This window comes from Bombilactobacillus bombi (genome assembly GCF_003522965.1).
In the GTDB taxonomy this organism is placed as follows: Bacteria; Bacillota; Bacilli; order Lactobacillales; family Lactobacillaceae; genus Bombilactobacillus; species Bombilactobacillus bombi.
This window is the reverse complement of sequence record NZ_CP031513.1, coordinates 1811619-1829293: the sequence shown is the minus strand read 5'-3', so window position 1 is coordinate 1829293 and position 17675 is coordinate 1811619. Positions and strand designations below refer to the sequence as shown.

Annotated in this window: 16 protein-coding genes, 1 tRNA gene, 1 pseudogene and 1 riboswitch; of the genes and pseudogenes, 4 read left to right on the top strand and 14 right to left on the bottom strand. The window is 35.4% G+C overall.

Features of this window, described 5'->3' with window-relative positions; genetic code table 11:
* Positions 1 to 9: 9 nt before the first annotated feature.
* Positions 10 to 912, top strand: coding sequence for a glycine betaine ABC transporter substrate-binding protein (locus DS830_RS08765; RefSeq protein ID WP_118909054.1), 903 nt, complete (start codon positions 10 to 12; stop codon positions 910 to 912).
* Positions 913 to 1663: 751 nt separating this feature from the next.
* Here the strand turns inward: DS830_RS08765 and DS830_RS08755 are convergent.
* The 11 genes and pseudogenes from DS830_RS08755 to DS830_RS08710 all read right to left on the bottom strand — a co-directional run bounded on the left by DS830_RS08755 (position 1664) and on the right by DS830_RS08710 (position 12124).
* Entirely contained in the window at positions 1664 to 2419 is a 756-nt protein-coding gene (locus DS830_RS08755) for an energy-coupling factor transporter transmembrane component T family protein (protein ID WP_118909052.1), read from the bottom strand.
* Positions 2416 to 3228 (bottom strand): energy-coupling factor ABC transporter ATP-binding protein, encoded by an 813-nt coding sequence (locus DS830_RS08750; protein ID WP_118909051.1) that lies wholly within the window; start codon positions 3226 to 3228, stop codon positions 2416 to 2418. The genes DS830_RS08755 and DS830_RS08750 overlap by 4 nt, the downstream gene beginning before the upstream one ends.
* The gene (locus tag DS830_RS08745) at positions 3222 to 4085 is read right to left on the bottom strand and encodes an energy-coupling factor ABC transporter ATP-binding protein (protein ID WP_162887569.1); all 864 of its coding nucleotides are present in this window, start codon (positions 4083 to 4085) and stop codon (positions 3222 to 3224) included. Before DS830_RS08745 ends, DS830_RS08750 begins: the two co-directional genes overlap by 7 nt.
* Positions 4086 to 4098: 13 nt before the next feature.
* Positions 4099 to 4758, bottom strand: a complete 660-nt coding sequence (locus DS830_RS08740) for an ECF transporter S component (protein WP_240366807.1) — start codon at positions 4756 to 4758, stop codon at positions 4099 to 4101.
* A gap of 159 nt (positions 4759 to 4917) precedes the next feature.
* Positions 4918 to 5052, bottom strand: a riboswitch (FMN riboswitch).
* Between the two features lie 54 nt (positions 5053 to 5106).
* A complete protein-coding gene (locus DS830_RS08735; RefSeq protein ID WP_118909048.1) occupies positions 5107 to 6102 on the bottom strand; it encodes a C40 family peptidase in 996 nt (331 codons plus the stop codon).
* A 172-nt stretch (positions 6103 to 6274) separates the two neighbouring features.
* Positions 6275 to 7291 carry a choloylglycine hydrolase family protein gene (locus DS830_RS08730; RefSeq protein ID WP_118909047.1) on the bottom strand — a complete coding sequence of 339 codons (1017 nt, stop codon included), beginning with the start codon at positions 7289 to 7291 and terminating at the stop codon, positions 6275 to 6277.
* 157 nt (positions 7292 to 7448) lie between these two features.
* Positions 7449 to 7561: pseudogene (locus tag DS830_RS09065) on the bottom strand (family 1 glycosylhydrolase); the annotation flags it as partial.
* Positions 7562 to 7587: 26 nt separating this feature from the next.
* Complete coding sequence (locus tag DS830_RS08725; RefSeq protein WP_118909046.1) at positions 7588 to 9426, bottom strand: beta-glucoside-specific PTS transporter subunit IIABC; 1839 nt, start codon at positions 9424 to 9426, stop codon at positions 7588 to 7590.
* Positions 9427 to 9436: 10 nt separating this feature from the next.
* Positions 9437 to 10270 (bottom strand): PRD domain-containing protein, encoded by an 834-nt coding sequence (locus DS830_RS08720; protein WP_118909045.1) that lies wholly within the window; start codon positions 10268 to 10270, stop codon positions 9437 to 9439.
* Between the two features lie 190 nt (positions 10271 to 10460).
* Complete coding sequence (gene aroD, locus DS830_RS08715; protein ID WP_118909044.1) at positions 10461 to 11231, bottom strand: type I 3-dehydroquinate dehydratase; 771 nt, start codon at positions 11229 to 11231, stop codon at positions 10461 to 10463.
* Between the two features lie 14 nt (positions 11232 to 11245).
* Positions 11246 to 12124, bottom strand: a complete 879-nt coding sequence (locus DS830_RS08710; protein WP_118909043.1) for a shikimate dehydrogenase — start codon at positions 12122 to 12124, stop codon at positions 11246 to 11248.
* Positions 12125 to 12282: 158 nt separating this feature from the next.
* Between DS830_RS08710 and DS830_RS08705 the strand changes: the two genes are divergently transcribed.
* Positions 12283 to 12355, top strand: a tRNA-Ala gene (locus DS830_RS08705).
* A gap of 82 nt (positions 12356 to 12437) precedes the next feature.
* On the opposite strand, the gene DS830_RS08700 is transcribed toward DS830_RS08705, so the two are convergent.
* Positions 12438 to 13250: an aldo/keto reductase gene (locus DS830_RS08700; protein WP_420836988.1), complete on the bottom strand. Its 813-nt coding sequence runs from the start codon at positions 13248 to 13250 to the stop codon at positions 12438 to 12440.
* Positions 13251 to 13686: 436 nt separating this feature from the next.
* On the opposite strand from DS830_RS08700, the gene DS830_RS08695 reads away from it, so the two are divergent.
* A complete protein-coding gene (locus DS830_RS08695) occupies positions 13687 to 14112 on the top strand; it encodes a hypothetical protein (RefSeq protein ID WP_118909042.1) in 426 nt (141 codons plus the stop codon).
* Positions 14113 to 14187: 75 nt separating this feature from the next.
* Here the strand turns inward: DS830_RS08695 and guaB are convergent, their stop codons facing one another.
* Positions 14188 to 15324, bottom strand: coding sequence for an IMP dehydrogenase (gene guaB / locus DS830_RS08690; protein WP_118909041.1), 1137 nt, complete (start codon positions 15322 to 15324; stop codon positions 14188 to 14190).
* 184 nt (positions 15325 to 15508) lie between these two features.
* On the opposite strand from guaB, the gene add reads away from it, so the two are divergent.
* Complete coding sequence (gene add / locus DS830_RS08685) at positions 15509 to 16531, top strand: adenosine deaminase (RefSeq protein ID WP_118909040.1); 1023 nt, start codon at positions 15509 to 15511, stop codon at positions 16529 to 16531.
* A 67-nt stretch (positions 16532 to 16598) separates the two neighbouring features.
* Here add and DS830_RS08680 read toward each other — a convergent pair whose 3' ends face one another.
* The gene (locus tag DS830_RS08680) at positions 16599 to 17618 is read right to left on the bottom strand and encodes a linear amide C-N hydrolase (protein WP_118909039.1); all 1020 of its coding nucleotides are present in this window, start codon (positions 17616 to 17618) and stop codon (positions 16599 to 16601) included.
* Between the last annotated feature and the right edge of the window lie 57 nt (positions 17619 to 17675).

Sequence of the window (17675 nt, the reverse complement as noted above, 5' to 3'; positions counted from 1 at the left end):
AGGCAGTCAATGAAGAAAAAATTATTATTATGGTTGACTAGTCTGAGTTTAGTACTAATATTAGTAGGCTGCAATGGTGCTCAGCTGCCTAAATATCAAAGTCATAAGTCCTTAGGTCCTCAAATCAATTACACAATTACCGGAATTGAAGCAGGTTCAGGTATTATGGGAAGAGCCGATCAAGCTTTGACAAGTTATCACTTGAAGTCCCAAAAATGGCAGCTAATGACTAGTTCCACAGCGGCTATGATTAGTACGTTAGACAAAGCTACCAAAAACAAGCAACCAATTGTCGTCACGGCTTGGCAACCTCACTGGATGGTAGAAAAATATAATCTAAAATTTCTTAAAGATCCTAAGCACGTTTTTGGTAAAGGTGAAAGTATGCGGACCGTGGCCCGCTTAGGTTTAAAAAAAGATAATCCCGGCGTTTATCAATTTTTAAAAAATTTCCATTGGCAACTAGATGAAGCTACTCCTTTAATGATGAAGATTAATAGTGGTGTAAAAACGGAAACGGCTGTCAAAGACTATATTAATCAGCATCCTCAACAAATTAAGGCTTGGCTGCAAAATGTTCCTGCTGGTAATGGCAAAAAAGTCACCCTTGTTTATACGCCTTTTGACTATGAAGTGGCTGCAACTAACTTAGTGAAAAAAGTTTTGACTGATCATGGCTACAAAGTCGATATGCGCCAACTTGATGTGGGTATAATGTGGAGTGCCTTATCTTCCAAATCTGCTGATGCGACTGTCGTGGCTGAATTGCCTGTCACACAAGGTCTTTATGAAAAGAAATACCACAATAAGATTGATGTAGTTCGGAGTAATCTTCCAGGAGCTAAAACTGGTTTAGCTGTTCCTAAATATATGAAAAACATCAATACTATTGATGATTTAAAAACCAAATAACAATCAATAATGAATTTTGAGATTTTTAATCGTTATAATAGGGGAGCAAGATTTTTATCTTGCTCCCCTTACATAATCTTAAGACCAGTAATTCCAATATTTACCTTGGGAATTTCCTTTTCGCCGTATACGATAATCTAAAACAACAAAACTTATAGAGCAGATTATCATTAAGAAAAGCAAAATACTTACCAGCACTTCCCAGAATTGGACATGTACTTTCAAAAAAACTAGCACTACTAAAATAATATCAATATCTAGTAAAATATCCGTTATCCGATTAGTAACTTGCATAGGCTTAGTGTATTTATTGGGGTAGTCGTTAATAATCTTATCAAAATTATTTCTTTTATGAGACGGAATTAACCAACGCATCTGCTTCCACTCCAATCTTTTATTTTGGCTAGTCTAATTAAATTTTAATAATTATAATAAATCTTTCAAACTATTACAACATATTTTTGTTGGCAATTTTCTCAAAAATCAAAATTCAAGCACAAAAATACTCCAACCTAATGGTTGGAGTTAAATTAGCAATTAATTATCAATAGCGGCTAGTGCCTGCTGGATAGTTGCACCAGTTGCCTTACGTTTATTCTTAGGATTAACGACAATAAATAGTTGTTTTTGTGTGTCTAATTGTACTTGATATTTCATCTTGATTCCTCCATCCACTTTAATTCTCGAATGGTCTCAAGGTAGCGATGTAACCAATTATACGCATTATAGTTAACAAGTCAAGCTAAACATCTTAAAATATTCGCACTAGTAGCACATTCACTACTACTAAAGCGACTAAAGCACTATAAACCAACCAATCTAACCAATGATACTTAATTGATTGATAATCAAATAAACTCGAATTATGATGATAACCCTTAGCAGTTAAGGCATCCGCTACCTGATCTGCTTTTTTCATAGATATTAAAATAATCGGCTGCAATAAAAAGGCATAATCTAAGATTCTTTGCCATCCCTTCACTTCTGCTGCTGTACTAGCACGTAAGCGATATGCTTGCTTCACTGTGACAAAGGTAACTTGAAATTCATCAATAAAAGATACCATAATAATAATTACCAAGGGCACTCCAGCTCCGTGATAACGTCTGAACGATAACGAATTGAATATTTTACCCACTGATAAAGCTAGTTCTTGCGGTGTAGTTTTAATGGTTAAAGCCAAAGCAAACATTAACAATAACGCAATCCGAATAAATATTTGCAAATCTAAATTGGTTAAATGCAGCCACCCCCAAGACCAGATGACTCGTCCATTAACAAAAAACAAATTCGCAAATAAATTTATCGCCGGCAAAAAAGTAATTAATTTCCAATGGCGAAATAGTTGCCCGCGTTCCTGAGCATTAAAACCAACCAGTAGTAATATAGCAAATAGCATAATAATAACTAAATACTGCCAATAATAATGAAAGCTAAACATAAATAAAGTTAAAAATACACACGTTAAAAGTTTGGTTCGTCCATCTAATTTTGCAGTTGCAGTCATAATTGATTCGTTCCTTTATTCCAAAGTGTGGCTAAAGCTTGGGCAATTTCTTCATCTGAACGATAATAAGAATTTGGAGGTAAAATGCCTGCGTTCATTAATGCCTGACAAATCTCTAAACTGCGCGGCATCAATAACTGAAACTGTTCAAAAATCTCTGGCTGCTTTAAGACAGCGGAGACTGTATAAGCGTGTAAGCCACTTTGATCTAAAAATAAAAGCTCATCACAATATTTCACAGCCTCATCCAAATTGTGAGTTACTAATAGGACTAAATGTTCTTGACAATAATCTTGCAAAAGACTCATGACCACATCTTGAAAGTGAGTATCTAATCCTGCTGTAATTTCGTCACAAAACAACATTTGTGGTTGTTTTAACAGCATAATCGCTAGGGCCAGTCGCTTTTTTTGACCACCAGACAACTCAAAAGGCGACAATTCTAATAAAGTTTCCAGTTGCAACTTCTCGATAATCTGAGGCATTGAACCTTTATGATGGTATTCTAGTTCTTCTTGAACAGTCTGTTTAAAAAACAAGTGATCAGCATCTTGTAAACAATAGCCCACAGTTGCTAAATAGGTCCGTAAAGCTTTTTTAGAGCGGTGAATTGGTTGTTGTTGCCAATAGACGTCACCTTGAGTTGGTGTAATCAAACCGCTTAATAAATTTAACAAGGTTGTTTTGCCTACACCATTAACGCCAATCAAACCATAAATCTTTCCAGGATACATTTGAAGAGTCAGATTTTGCCATAATGGCTGTTTGTGTTGGGGTGGCAAATAGTTAAGGTGCTTAAGTTCTAACATAACTGCTCCTTAAAAGTTTGAATAAAAGTCTCTAAGTTGGAATTGTTTAGCATGAGCTGTTTGCCCGTCAACTTTTGAAAATGCTGCGCAATAGTCACTGTATCTGGTACGGGTAATTGGTTTTGTTGTAATAAAGTCATATCTGTTAATAATTTATCAGTTGCACAAGTTTGCGTAATTGTTCCATGATTTAAAATCAAAACTCGATTAGTTAAGGCTAATTCTGCTAACTTATGTGTCACTAAAATAATGGTTATCTGATATTGTGTTTGTAATTTTTGCAATAAATTTAAAACCAGTTGCGTATTTTCAGGATCAAGTTGCGCAGTTGGCTCATCTAAAATTAATAATTGCGGCTGTAGCGCCAACGCTTCTGCAATTGCCAATAATTGCTTTTGACCACCAGATAAGCTATTAAAGGGCCGCTCAATTAATTCTTCTAATCCTAGCTGGTCGCTAATCTCTTGAATGCGAGCTTGGATTTTAGCAGGTGACCAATTAAAGTTCCCCAAGTAAAGCGCCATATCCTCAACAAAATTAGGACCAATAAATTGGGCATCAACGTTTTGAAAAACCATGCTTACATATTGGTGCAACTGCCACTGTGGTGTTACAGCTTGATAATCAGTCCCATTGATCAAAATCTTCCCCGCAGTGGGTTCTAAAATTCGTGTTAACAATTTGCTCAAAGTAGTCTTGCCAGATCCATTGGGGCCAACCAAACCCACAAAGTCTTGAGCTTGAATCGAAAAATTAACATCATGCAAGATCTCATGTTTGGTAGTTTCTAATTCGAGATTAACTAACTGCTCTGCCACATATTGTAAATGCTGCACTTGCAAAAGCGCTGTTTCCACAATAATTACCTCTTTAAATTAATTTGAAGTAGCTCATAACCAATAAAATAATTGTAATAATAATTAAAGCGATAATGGCATAATTGGTCCATTTAGATTCATTATTAATCATATTAAAATCAGATTTACGCAAAATATTACTTTTCATTAAGGCTTTGACAATTGGTTTATAAAGAATTAGAACAAATAAAGAATTTAAACCACCTTTTATCAGATTAAAAGGCAAAATAATCGGTATTAACATTCCAACTACTTGCGAACGTGGATAACCAAAAAATATTGGTGCTAACAAATAATTCCACAATAACATCGAAATAGTTAACATAATAATTCCGACGATTAAGCCAATAATTAAATTCTTGGTTTTCTTTTTCTTTGAATAGGCAATCACTGGTGGCAAAACAAAACAAATAGCTGCAATCACATTCATAACAAAACCAATAATTCCCGTGGAACTAGTCGTAATTAATTCAAAAAATGGCACGATGACTGATAAAATAATGGCAAAAATTGGTCCAAAAACCATCCCGCCTAAGATTAAAATGACGTCCTTCGGTTCATATTTCAAAAAAGCAATCATTGGAATCTTTAAAAAGGCTGCTGATAAATAGGCCAACGCCCCAAAAGCCGCCAAAAAAGTTATATATCTGACATAATTCTGATTCCGTTTCACTATAAGTCCCCTCCAAATTAGTCGCTTTATAAAAAAGCGTTCTCAATTATTCGATGACTTATCCGGAGCTAAGACAAAAAAATACCCCGCAAAATTGCGGGGTAAATACTAATGAAGAATCTTCAACAAATAACCACAATAAAAAACCTTAAGTTGAAGAAACTTCTTCTTTCATCCAGACTTTAACTGTCGGTTCTAGATTTGCACTAGATCAACTGCCATTGGCAGGTCGCGGACTTCAAACTAAAGCTTGTTACCGCCGATTGGGAATTACACCCGACCCCGAAGAAGTTATCTTATTGTTGTCATTGTACCATAGTCATATCAGTTTGTATATTATTATCAAGATTAAAATACTCGAACTGCAAAAGATGGCATAAAATACTGCGAAATAGTTGCTACTTTAACAGATTCACCCGGTTGGGGTGCATGTACGTATTGTCCATTACCCACATAAATAGCATCATGATAGGAAGCACCAGCATTTCCCCAAAAAACAATATCTCCTGGTTGCAGATTATCTAAGGAAACTTTTTGGCCCATACTTTCTTGTGCCACGGTATAGTGGGACATAGGCACGTTAGCTTGTGCATAAGCATATTGAACTAATCCAGAGCAATCCAATCCTTGACCAGGAGTAGCGCCACCCCAAACATATGGAGTTCCTACTTGCGATAAGGCTGCATTAACTACTGTAGCTGCAGCATTACTCTGATTAGTGGTTGCAGCGGCAGAAACACTATCAACATCTACTGTCGTTGCTGGTGCTGGATTAGTAGAAGCAGTTGCTTGATTTAATGTTGCATATTCAGCCGGTACCCAGCCTTGATCAGCCAATTGATACCAAACAGCTCCATTAACCGTTTTTTGACCAATGATTGCGACCTTTTGGCCATAATTGAGATATTCACCAGTATGCTGGCGAAAACTTGGTTGCGCCCAAACTGTAGTTAAACCATCTTGATAATTAATCGTAATTGTACCTGTTGTTTTGGCTGCACTATCAGTTGCTTTCTCAACAGTAGCTTTGGTATTTTTAACTTCTGGCTGATCAGTTGTAGGAGTAATGTATTGTCCAGACACCCATTGATTGTCACCCACTTGATACCAAGTCTGATGATAAACTTGTTTTTCAGCCTGAATGGTTACTGTTTCCCCTGTTTGCAGATAACGTTGTGGCTTTTGCCCAGCATTAGGACTGTCCCAGACGGTTGTTGCTCCACCACTGTAATTAACAGTACCCTTGCTGGCAGCTTGGGCAGAATTGGCATTCATTCCCAAAAATGCAGCCGTTGTTAACCCCAATACTCCAGATGTTAAGTATAATGATTTCTTTTTGTCCAAAATATCTCTTCCCCCAATAACATCTTAATTAAAACTTATAAAATACTTACTCATTTTTAATTATAACGACAAAATAAGTTGTACACAATGTCTTTTGCCAACTAAATTAAAAAAAACCGGAATTGAGACAAAAATGTCTACATTCCGGTATAATAATTTATTTTTTAATATCTTAATCAACCCATTTAACCAAGTTAGAAATATCAATATCTGAATAAGTGATTTCCTTAGCATCAGGGTCTAACTTTTTGCCAGTTAGTCCTACACCACGACAAGTTTGTACATATAGCTCGCGCTTAGTTAAATCATAACCTGCCCAATAACGGGTATAATCACTTAATGGATTATCTGGAGCTTCACGTTCTAATCCACGAGGTACCATTACCGTCCGAAAAATGGAATATAGTTGATTGATTCCATCTTCAGCGCTAAAAGGATCCATATGATTAGCTACAAATGTGGCGCGTACAAATCGAGATGGCGAAGTATAGTCACCAGGCAAACCAAACATCCCATAACCAGTGCCAGCTTCAATCGGCTCCAAAGATAAGCGATCACTCACAACTTTGGTTGTCTTAGGATCCATATTATCTAAACTAATGTAGTTGCGAATATTAGTTAAATGCCAATTATATTCAGGACTATTGGTCATAACACCAATACTGTCATAGACTTTGAAAGCACCATTATCTGTTGGTTCTAAGATAACTGCCGCATTCGTTTCATCTGCAAATGTGTAATGTAGAGGCATTTCCACACTCAAATCGCCAGAAGTTAAAGGTTGATCCAATAATCCATATTCTTGAATGTGGTCTTTGATTTCAGCAACACTTTTAAAATGCGTTAAAACAAATGTAATTAATTCTTCACCTAAAATCGGTTTTAAATTTCTTTTATCTAAATCTGCTGTCGATGCATGAGTAGCTTCCATTAACACTTGGATATCGCCAGCTAATCCGTATTCATTAATTCCATCCATTAAGCAAGCTGTGCCAGTAGTCGCCACACCCATAGCAGCATATTTAGCTGTCCAAGGCTGCAACTGACTTTCAATCTGAGCCCCTGCAGGAATATTCATAATGCTCATTGGTGCGCCTGGATCTTCACCAAACATCCCTGAATTAAGATCCATAGTCCTACCGAAAAAGACATTACCTTCTTTTGATGAAATTGTAATACTTGTACACATTTGCACCAGCCCCTTTTATTAAATTAGTCTAATTATAACAGCCAAACTATCATAATACTATCTTAATCACAAGCTTCTATAACATTTATAAAAGTAGTAGTAACGAATGTGTACTTTATACATCATAAATGAGATATTTTAAATGTTTTTTAACAATAACAGATAGACCTTTACCATCCGTTGATATACACCTTCTAATTGATTAGATGCAGTTGCTCCACTCCATAAAAAGTTATTTGAAAAAAATTTTTGTAACCATTTATTAGTTATCCAAAACCATAAATACAGCAATTTATTTAATAAATAGTAAATAAATTATCAGTTAATGTTATGTCTTGTTTTTTAGTTATACGTAATTTTTCTGATTGAGTATTAAGAGCTACTACTATAATTGTTGGATCAAAACCTTCATTTTTTATAAAGTTAAAGTCAACCTTCGCAAGTGGGTCACCTACTTTAACTTTTTGTCCGTTTTCGACCAAAACTTCAAACCCTTTACCTTTTAATTTTGCAGTATTAATCCCAATGTGAATCATCAATTCTTGACCACTTTCCATAGTTAACCCAATAGCATGCTTAGTTGGATATATCATTGAAATCTCAGCATTAACTGGCGAAACCACTGTATCACTACTTGGGTTTATTGCTACGCCATTTCCCAAAGAACCCGATGCAAAAACCTGATCATCGACCTTTTCTAAGGGAACAATTTTCCCAGAAATAATTCCTTTTACTTCTTGTTTTGGTGTTTTTATATTACTTTTATCTCTATCCGATTTATCAACTACAGCAAAAAAGTAGGTAAAGATGAAAGACAAAAATATTGCCAAAAAAGCTGTAATACAAGCATTAGTAATATTCTTAGGAGAACTACCTATAAAAGTTGGTAATGTAAATATGCCAGGAGCTCCAAAAGAGTATCTTACTACTCCTGTCAAGCCTGCATATAATCCTGCTATTCCTCCAGAGGCCATTACACAGGTTAGAACCCTTTTATATTTTAATGTTACCCCATAAAGAGCAGGTTCCGTAATCCCAGAAAATGCAGTAATACAAGCAGAAAGTGCAATTTCTTTTGCATTACGATTTTTTTCACGTATAAAAATCGCCATTGCAGCTCCTGCCTGGGATAGATTACTTGCTAATTGTCCAGGTCCCATAATATTTTCACTGCCATATTTTGCAAAGGAAATAGTCGATAAAGGTAAAAGGGAAACATGCATACCAATCATAACAAGTAATGGTGAAAATATCCCTATTACCGTTGGTATTAACCAGCTTACATGTTTATTAAGAAAACTAACAATTGAAAAAAGACCATCACCTAATAAACTACCAAGAGGACCTATTATTATTAAAGCTATCGGAGCAGTAACAATTACAATTAATAAAGGTTTAAGCATTGTTTTAACTATATTAGGAATAATCTTTTCACAAATATGATCTATATAACTCATAAACCATACTATTAAAATAATAGGAATAACACTACTACCATAAGAAACTAATCTAATTGGTACCCCAAATAATGAAATTGGCTTCCCAGATGTTACTAAAGTTATAAAATTAGGATGTAAAAGTACACCTGCCATCATCATTGCTAAATATGGATTAGTATTAAACTTTTTAGCTGCACTATTTGCAAGCATGAATGGCAAGAAATAAAAAGCAGAATCTGCCATAAAATTAAGAATTTGATAATTCATACTTTGCTTATTTAGTCCAAATAATACTAGAATTGCTAGAACTACCTTAAACATTCCTCCAGCTATTAATACTACAATAATTGGTGACATAATATTAACTAGCACATTTATAAGCCGTTTAAACAAATTAGTATCTTTATTTTGTGAATTTTCTTTTATTCCATTATTATTATCGTCACCTATTTTATAGGTTTTCATAATTTCTTGATAATATGATCCTACTTTACCACCTATTACTATTTGCGCTTCATCTCCTGAATCTACAGCAGCCAAAACTTCAGGCATTTTTTCCAAAGCTGAAATATTAAATTTACTTTTATCAATTAAATTAAAGCGTAAACGGGTTGCACAATGATACAAATTTGTTATATTTTTTTCACCACCAACATACCTTATAATTTTGTCAGTGGTTTTCATATTATTTTCCATATTCTCCTCCTTAATTTGTTAATAGTCGATGTATATGAATTATCAAATATGCTAATTCAGTTTTTGTTATATCTTGTTGATAAATTGAAATAATAGTTTGTTGAATTTTAATAGCCAGTCTCGATGCTTCTGGATATAGTTCATAAACCTTATTTATCAATTCGTCATTGTCATCGTCTAACATTGAATTAGAAAAAAATCTCTCTGCGAAAAATTTAAGATGGGTTATAAATCGATTATAATTTAACGCATTAACTGAAATACTATCGCCTGTTAATACTCTTAATGCCTGTTCCATATTGTCTACTAACTGTGTTACGTCTAAAATGTTAACCTTGTCACTAGATTTAGTACTAGCATTAATTATGTGAAAAGCAATGTTAGCTGCTTCCTCTTTAGGAAGCGATATCTTAAGAGTTTCTTTGATAACATCCAATCCATATTCACCTATATCAAACATTTCCGGATAATACGTTTTCATTTCCCAATATATCCTATTACCCAGTGCTTGATGAGAATTGTAACGTTGTACTGCAAAATAAAGATGATCTGTTAAAGAGTAATAAACACTGGATAATAAAGATTCTCGTAATACTTTTTCAGCATATTCAACTATTTTTGTTGTAATATCAATATAAATTGGCGGTATTTTATTCAAAGACTGTATCATTTCAATTTTACGGCTATCATTTACTGGAATAAACTTTTTAACCACACTAGAATTTGGAAGCAAATTATTTATTTTTTGGTGATATCCAACCCCCTTTCCAAAAACAATATATTCTTGACCATCTTCTTCTGCTAAAACAACATTAACATTCAATATTTTTTTAATTCTAAACACCGCATTAACTCCATATTTCACAAAATAAAAATGCAGACAGACCTATTATATTTCTCGAAAATGAGAAAATAATAATTAAGTCTTGCCTGCATTACCAGTAACATACGCTTAAATAATTCAATTGATAGCGTCATTATACTATACTTATATGATAAAGCTCAAATATTTTTAATAATTAAATTTCAAATTTTTATTCTTTAATCCTCAAATCTTCTAATTCCTGGCGCAAATTAGCTATGGGAATTTGTCCTGGAGCTGAAGCAGCACCTACGCTAGCAAAAGTTAAAGCAGAACCGAATACTTCTCCTGCAATGCGCGATACTTTGCCCAAATCGCCCATTGCCATAGTGATGAGTGGCTTCTCAGCAATTACGGCCGTCTTTTGTGTAGCTGTAATAAGCGTGATTACATCTTCAACACTTTGTGGCATGACTGACATTTTAGCGACATCAGCTCCCAAAGCAATCATCGCCAATAGGCGTTGTTGAATTTCTGCTGCTGTGGGCGTTTTTTCAAAATCATGATTACTCATAATCACTACTGTCTGACTTTGATGTGCTTGTTCAACTAATGCTTGTACGATAGCCTGTTCTTGATACAACTGAATATCTAGAGCATCAGTAAAATTATTAGCTAAAATATTTTGACAAATTTGTTGATATTCTTGGGAGTTATTTAACATCAATTGACCACCTTCATTATGTGTTCTAAAGGTAGTCAACAATGCCATATCGCCCAAAACTTGCCGCAAAGCTCGCCCTGTAGTTTGTACAGAATTAGAATCAGTAGCTTCTTCAAAATAATCTAGTCGCCATTCAATCAAATCCGGATGTGCTTGTTTAATTGTTTGTGCTTGAGCTATAATCTCTTGCTCTGTAATTCCGGTAATTGGGACAGCAATTTTAGGACGTCCGGTTCCTAAAGTAATATTTCTAATTTTTACCGGTTGTAATTGTGCCAATCCTAATCACCTCATTAATGTTCATCAAATAACAAATCGCGAATATAATCTACTGGCATTGGTTCTCCTGTCCACAATTTAAACGCCTCGGCTCCTTGTTCTAGCATCATTCCTAATCCATTTAAAACGTGCTTCACACCTGCCTTTTGTGCTACGGTCATTAACTTAGTAGTGCGAGGAGCATAAACTGTATCAAAAACAATCATATCTGATTTGAACCAATCTGGATTAGTCACCAATGTCAAATCTTCTAAAGGATTCATTCCAGCACTGGTGGCGTCACAATAAATAGCGCTGTCTTGAATCTCAGCTTTTAAATCCGCTTGATCTTCCAATGCATGCAACGTTGCTTGACAGTTCGTCTTTTCGTTAATTACTTCGACATCGCGCTGAGCATTATTCCAAAATTCATCTTGCCGATTAAAAAGTGCTATTTCCTTTACTCCATCTAAAGCAGCCTGAATAGCAATCGCAGTCCCGGCACCACCGGCACCTACTAAGACCATTTTTTCTCCGGTAATGTCTAAATTTTCATCCTTCAAAGACTGCATAAAACCCGTGCCGTCAGTACAATAACCAGTTAATTTGCCAGCATCGTTAACAATAGTATTGACAGCCCCCACCATTTCGGCAGCGGGATCTAGTTGATCTAATAACGGAATGACCTTTTGCTTATTCGGCATTGAAATGTTGGAACCGCGCATATCTAAGGTTCGGATGGCCTCAATTGCTTGGGGTAACGTATCATTAGTTACTTCAAAAGCTAAATAAGCATAATTCAAACCCAGTTTAGCAAAAGCATTATTATGCATAGTTGGAGACATGGAATGTCTAATTGGATAGGCCATTAACCCAATTAAAATAGTATGCCCATCTATTCTTTCTGTTGTCATAAATTCCTCCTTATGTAATAATTAAAAGATGATTAATAATTATCATACCACCTAATCTTTTTTTAATGTTATTTTTGTGAACAAAAAGGCTCTTTTCTTAAATCAAAAATAATTTATTTTCAATATTTATAAAAAGTGCTAAGATAAAAACTGTATTTGGGTCCTTAGCTCAGTTGGGAGAGCGCCTGCTTCGCAAGTAGGAGGTCGACGGTTCAAGTCCGTTAGGATCCACTATAGAATAAATAAAAGCTGATATTCAACTATTTATAGTTGTAGTATCAGCTTTTTTATTTATATCAATTATCAGAATATCTTATAACTTGCGGTCATTGAAGTTTTCAGCAGTTTCGCCGGCGTAATGATTGAGAAATAGACTTTTTCCTGTATCTAAAGCGGTGATTTGTTCTACATCAGCTGCACTTAATTCAAAATCCCAAATATTAATATTTTGCTGCATACGCTCTTTATGCGTAGATTTAGGAATGATGACAACTCCGCTTTGAATTAAGAACCGTAAGGCTACTTGTGCTGCTGTTTTATCATATTGCTGACCAATCTTTGTCAAAGTTGGGTTATGAAATAGATTATTTTTGCCTTCAGCAAAAGGCCCCCAAGATTCAATTTGTGTACCATACTTGTCCAAAAACACTCGATCTGTTTGGCGTTGGTTAAAGACATGAGTTTCTAATTGATTGACAGCTGGAACTACATCCATGTTTTTAACTAAATCCACATAACGATCTGGATAAAAGTTAGAAACACCAATCGCACGAATTTGACCAGCTTTATATAGTTCTTCCAGCGCTCGATAAGTCCCATAATAATCCCCAAAAGGTTGATGAATAAGGACTAAATCCAAATAATCAGTTTGTAACTTAGCCATTGATTGAGCTATGGATGCTTTGGCTTTATCATAACCAGCATTCGACACCCATACTTTAGTAGTTAAAAAGATATCTTCACGCTTAATTCCACTAGCTTTGATAGCTTGACCAACGGCTGCTTCATTGCCATAAGCTTGAGCAGTGTCAATAGAACGATAGCCAACTGCTAAAGCTTCAGAAACTGCGCGTTCACACTCTTTTAAATCATTAACCTGGAATACTCCAAATCCTTCTTGCGGCATGATGACACCATTATTTAAAGTAACATTTGCGATTTGCATGTTTTTCATCCCTTCTTATTCGGATACTCTTATTTTATTCCAAGCTTTTATTTTTGAAAATTACCTATTACACATGCTAGTATACGTTAAAAGTATACTATAGAGGACATTAATGCATCTTCTAAATTTCTTTATTATATTTAACGAATCATTGAATAGTATCCATTTGCTGTGTTATCTGCAAAATGAATGCTTCTGAAAAAATTCAGAGCAAGATATGATTATTGACTGAAACTTTTTTATTGATCATTATTGGCATGAGTTATAGTTATTCTCCTTGGAATTGACCAGTAGTCATTTTTGCTTAAGAAACTCTTCAAAACATTTTTTAAAAACCAAAAAAGCGCTAGATTTCTTATTTATAGTGTGCTACTATACTAATACAGGAGATGATGACATGACATTAAAAAAAGCAATTAGCACTATCGTTCTTACCCTCTTAGCAATGATTATCTTTGTGATGAACTCAACTTCTACTGCCAAAGCAGCTGAAACTATGAAAGTTTATAACCAAAATGGCAAACTCGTTGGTTATACTCATAAACCGCAAGCAATTAAAAAATTTTATCACACTGTTAATAATTCTCGTCTCAAACATAAAGTTTACTTATTACATCCCATTCCACAAAATGCGCAACTGAAATATCATTATCGCCTAATTACCTCCAAAGATAGAAAGATTGATCTCTGGCTCTATAATAACCAGCCATATCTAAAGGTCCGCAATTATCCGGTTTCGATCTTTCCTGTGCCTCAAGCTTCTTGGAAGTTGTCACCAAAAGATTATCAAAAACTGCAGCATCCCCAAAAATTGTTATCCTAATTCCAAAGTAAAAGCACCTCACAATTGTTAGATTAATTTCTACAATTATGAGGTGCTCTTTATATTAATAAAATCTTAACGGTGATAATTAGGTGCTTGTTGAGTAATTGTAATATCATGCGGATGTGACTCAGTCAATCCGGCATTAGTAATTTGAATAAATTGTGCTTTATTACGTAAATCATCAACAGTACGAGCTCCAACATAACCCATACCTGAACGTAAACTACCCACAATTTGATACACAACGTCACTTACATCACCCTTATAAGGCAAGCGACCTTCAATGCCTTCTGGAACTAATTTTTTCGTTTCATGTACTTTGCTTTGGAAGTAACGATCAGAAGAACCATCCTTCATTGCCGCAACTGAACCCATACCACGATAAGACTTATATTGATTACCATGTTCATCAGTAAAGACTTCTCCTGGAGCTTCGGTGGTTCCTGCCAGCATATTTCCTAACATTACAGCATTACCACCAGCAGCTAAAGCCTTCACGATATCGCCGCAATACTTAATGCCGCCATCAGCGATAATTTGTTTGCCATATTGTTGAGCTACTTCTGCTGCATCAAAGACTGCAGTAATCTGGGGAACTCCAACTCCGGCAATTACACGAGTTGTACAAATTGAACCTGGACCAATTCCAACTTTGACGACGTCAACACCAGCGTCAAATAGAGCTTTTGTGCCTGCTGCTGTAGCTACATTGCCGGCAATGATGGTTTGTTTTGGATATTGTGTGCGAATTTCTGAAATTTTGGTTAAAACTCCTTGTGAATGTCCATGAGCAGTGTCAATCACAATGGCATCTGCCCCAGAATCAATCAAAGCTTGAGTTCGTGTAAAAGTTTCTTCAGAAATTCCCACAGCTGCTGCTACAAGCAGGTGATTATCAGCATCAACTGCTGATCTCTCGGCAATTGAAGCTTGCTGTTTAACTTGCTTAACTTGTGCAACTTGTGCTTCAATGCTCATATTTTTATGAATAACCCCAAGTCCACCTAGTTCTGCCAACGCAATCGCCATGGGAGCTTCTGTTACTGTATCCATACCGGCACTTAACACGGGTATTTTTAACTGTAAATTGGAACCTAACTTGGTAGCTGGATTAACTTCACGCGGCAAAACATCACTAGCTGCAGGAATTAACAAAACGTCATCAAAGGTCAATCCTAACTTTGTAAATTTGTCCGAACGGTTCAAAATTTATTACCTCCAATTTTAGTGTAAATTTAATTTACTTTAGCACAATAATTACTTAAAAGTAAACCCATATAATAAATCCATTTTAAACCATAATGTTCGTGTTTGTTTATTGAAATTACAATATGGCTATGATAAGCTTTTCTTGAAAGCAAAAAACAAACAATAATGTGAAGGAGATCTCCTAATGTCCGCTAATATCACCACAAAATTCACACAGGGCTTACCCAAAGCCGAATTGCATTTACATATTGAAGGGACTTTAGAACCAGCATTAAAATTAAAGCTAGCTCAACGCAATCATGTCGATATTGGTCAAACAACCATTGCCGAAGTACAAAAAACTTATGAATACCATGACTTAGCTTCCTTTTTGGCAGTTTACTATCCAGCAATGAATGTTTTACAAACAGAAGAGGATTTCTACGATTTGGCAATGGCTTACTTACACCGTGCTGCTGCCAATAATGTCCGCCATGCAGAAATCTTTTTTGATCCACAAGCTCATACCAGTCGAGGAATTGATTTTGCGACTGTTATTAATGGTTTATATCAAGCTACTGTGGACGCTCGTGCCTTAAACATTGATGCTCATTTAATAATGTGCTTTTTACGTGATTTTTCTAAGGAATCAGCTCGAAAAACTTTGGCAGAAGCTCTTCAATACAAAGATAAAATTATTGGAATTGGCTTAGATTCTGATGAACATAATAATCCACCTTTAAAATTCGCACGCCAATTTGAAGATGCAGCCGCAGCTGGTCTACATCTGACAACCCATTGTGATATTGATCAAAAAGATTCCATTGAGCATATTCGCCAAGCCCTGGAAATTATGGGAGTTGAAAGATTAGATCACGGTACAAATATTGTAGAAGACCCCGATTTAGTAGCTTTTGCAGCGAAAAATCATATTGGCTTAACCTCTTGTCCCCTTTCGAATACTTTTGTCACTCCTGAGATGAAAGGCAAAGAAGTAATAGAACTTTTAAATAAAAATGTTCCTGTCTCAATCCATTCTGATGATCCGGCTTACTTCGGCGGTTATATTAGTGATAATTATTATGCTCTTGCTCAGCAATTCAACCTTACTGTTGAACAAATAGTGCAATTAGCTCGTAATTCTTTTGCTGCCGCTTGGATTAGTCCTGAGCAAAAGCAACTCTATTTCAACGAATTAGAACACTATGTCGCAACTTATCATGAATAAATTTTAATCAAAAATCCCTTACAAGTTCATTTCAAATTGAATAATTTGTAAGGGATTGATATTTTAATTAATCTAATTCAATTGCCTGATTAGATACTTGAATTTTAGTACGCGTAATTTGTGAACGGTGGGGCTTTAATTTACTGGTATTAAAAGCTAACCCTAAACAAGTTTGCACATATAAGCGTCGCTCAGTTAAGTCATAACCAACCCAATAACGCGTATGATCACTAACTGGGCTGCTTTTATAACCACGTTGAACTCCTTGTGGAACTGTGACTGATTTTAAAACTGAGAATAGTTGATTAATTCCAGCTTCGGGCTTAAAATCGCCCAAACTATCCGCGATTAAGGCCGCACGCACAAAGCGTGAAGGTGAAGTGTAATCTCCTGGCAAACCTAACATGCCGTAACCTGTACCTGTAGCAATGGGTGCTAGTGCTAACCGATCATTATAAACTTTTTTATTTTTATGGGGATTAATATTGGATAAATTAATATAATTACGCAAATTGGTTATATGCCAATAATATTCTGGGCTATTAGTCATGACTCCTACACTATCATAAAGTCGAAAAGCTCCTTGATCAGTAGGCTCTATTACTACGCTATCGTTAGTTTCATCAATAAAAAGATAATGTCCAGAAAACTGTGAACGAATATATCCGTGGCGATAAGGATGATACAGTAACCCATATTCTTGAATATGTTCTCTGATTTCTGCTACACTTTGGAAATTACTCAGCACAAAAGTGACAAACTCTTCACCTAACAAAGGCTTTAAATGCCGTTCTTGCAACTGTTCTGCAGTAGCATGCGTGCTCTCCAATAATACTTGTAAATCCCCAGCCAAACCTGCAGAATTAACTCCATCAAATATATTAAGATTTTTGGTGGAGCCAATACCCATCACATCATATTTACTAGTCCAAGAATGTAAGTTACTAGTAATAGTAGCACCCTGGGGGATATTAACGATACTTGCAGGTAAACCAGCATCGTCTTCAAAAACCCCCACGTTTAAGTCCATCGTGCGTCCCCAAAACACTTGCCCATTGTCAGCAGTCAAGGAAATACTTGTACACATGGTCTTCACCTCTTTTTTCAATTACCCTATTATAACAACCTTACTGTTATCCTGTTG

Excerpts from the sequence above, each read along its gene's own strand:
- DS830_RS08755 (WP_118909052.1), bottom strand. The coding sequence starts at position 2,419 with ATGACTGCAACTGCAAAATTAGATGGACGAACCAAACTTTTAACGTGT.
- DS830_RS08765 (WP_118909054.1), top strand. The coding sequence starts at position 10 with ATGAAGAAAAAATTATTATTATGGTTGACTAGTCTGAGTTTAGTACTA.
- DS830_RS08680 (WP_118909039.1), bottom strand. The coding sequence starts at position 17,618 with ATGTGTACAAGTATTTCCTTGACTGCTGACAATGGGCAAGTGTTTTGG.
- add (WP_118909040.1), top strand. The coding sequence starts at position 15,509 with ATGTCCGCTAATATCACCACAAAATTCACACAGGGCTTACCCAAAGCC.
- DS830_RS08730 (WP_118909047.1), bottom strand. The coding sequence starts at position 7,291 with ATGTGTACAAGTATTACAATTTCATCAAAAGAAGGTAATGTCTTTTTC.
- DS830_RS08700 (WP_420836988.1), bottom strand. The coding sequence starts at position 13,250 with ATGCCGCAAGAAGGATTTGGAGTATTCCAGGTTAATGATTTAAAAGAG.
- DS830_RS08750 (WP_118909051.1), bottom strand. The coding sequence starts at position 3,228 with ATGTTAGAACTTAAGCACCTTAACTATTTGCCACCCCAACACAAACAG.
- DS830_RS08725 (WP_118909046.1), bottom strand. The coding sequence starts at position 9,426 with ATGGAAAATAATATGAAAACCACTGACAAAATTATAAGGTATGTTGGT.
- DS830_RS08695 (WP_118909042.1), top strand. The coding sequence starts at position 13,687 with ATGACATTAAAAAAAGCAATTAGCACTATCGTTCTTACCCTCTTAGCA.
- DS830_RS08710 (WP_118909043.1), bottom strand. The coding sequence starts at position 12,124 with ATGACAACAGAAAGAATAGATGGGCATACTATTTTAATTGGGTTAATG.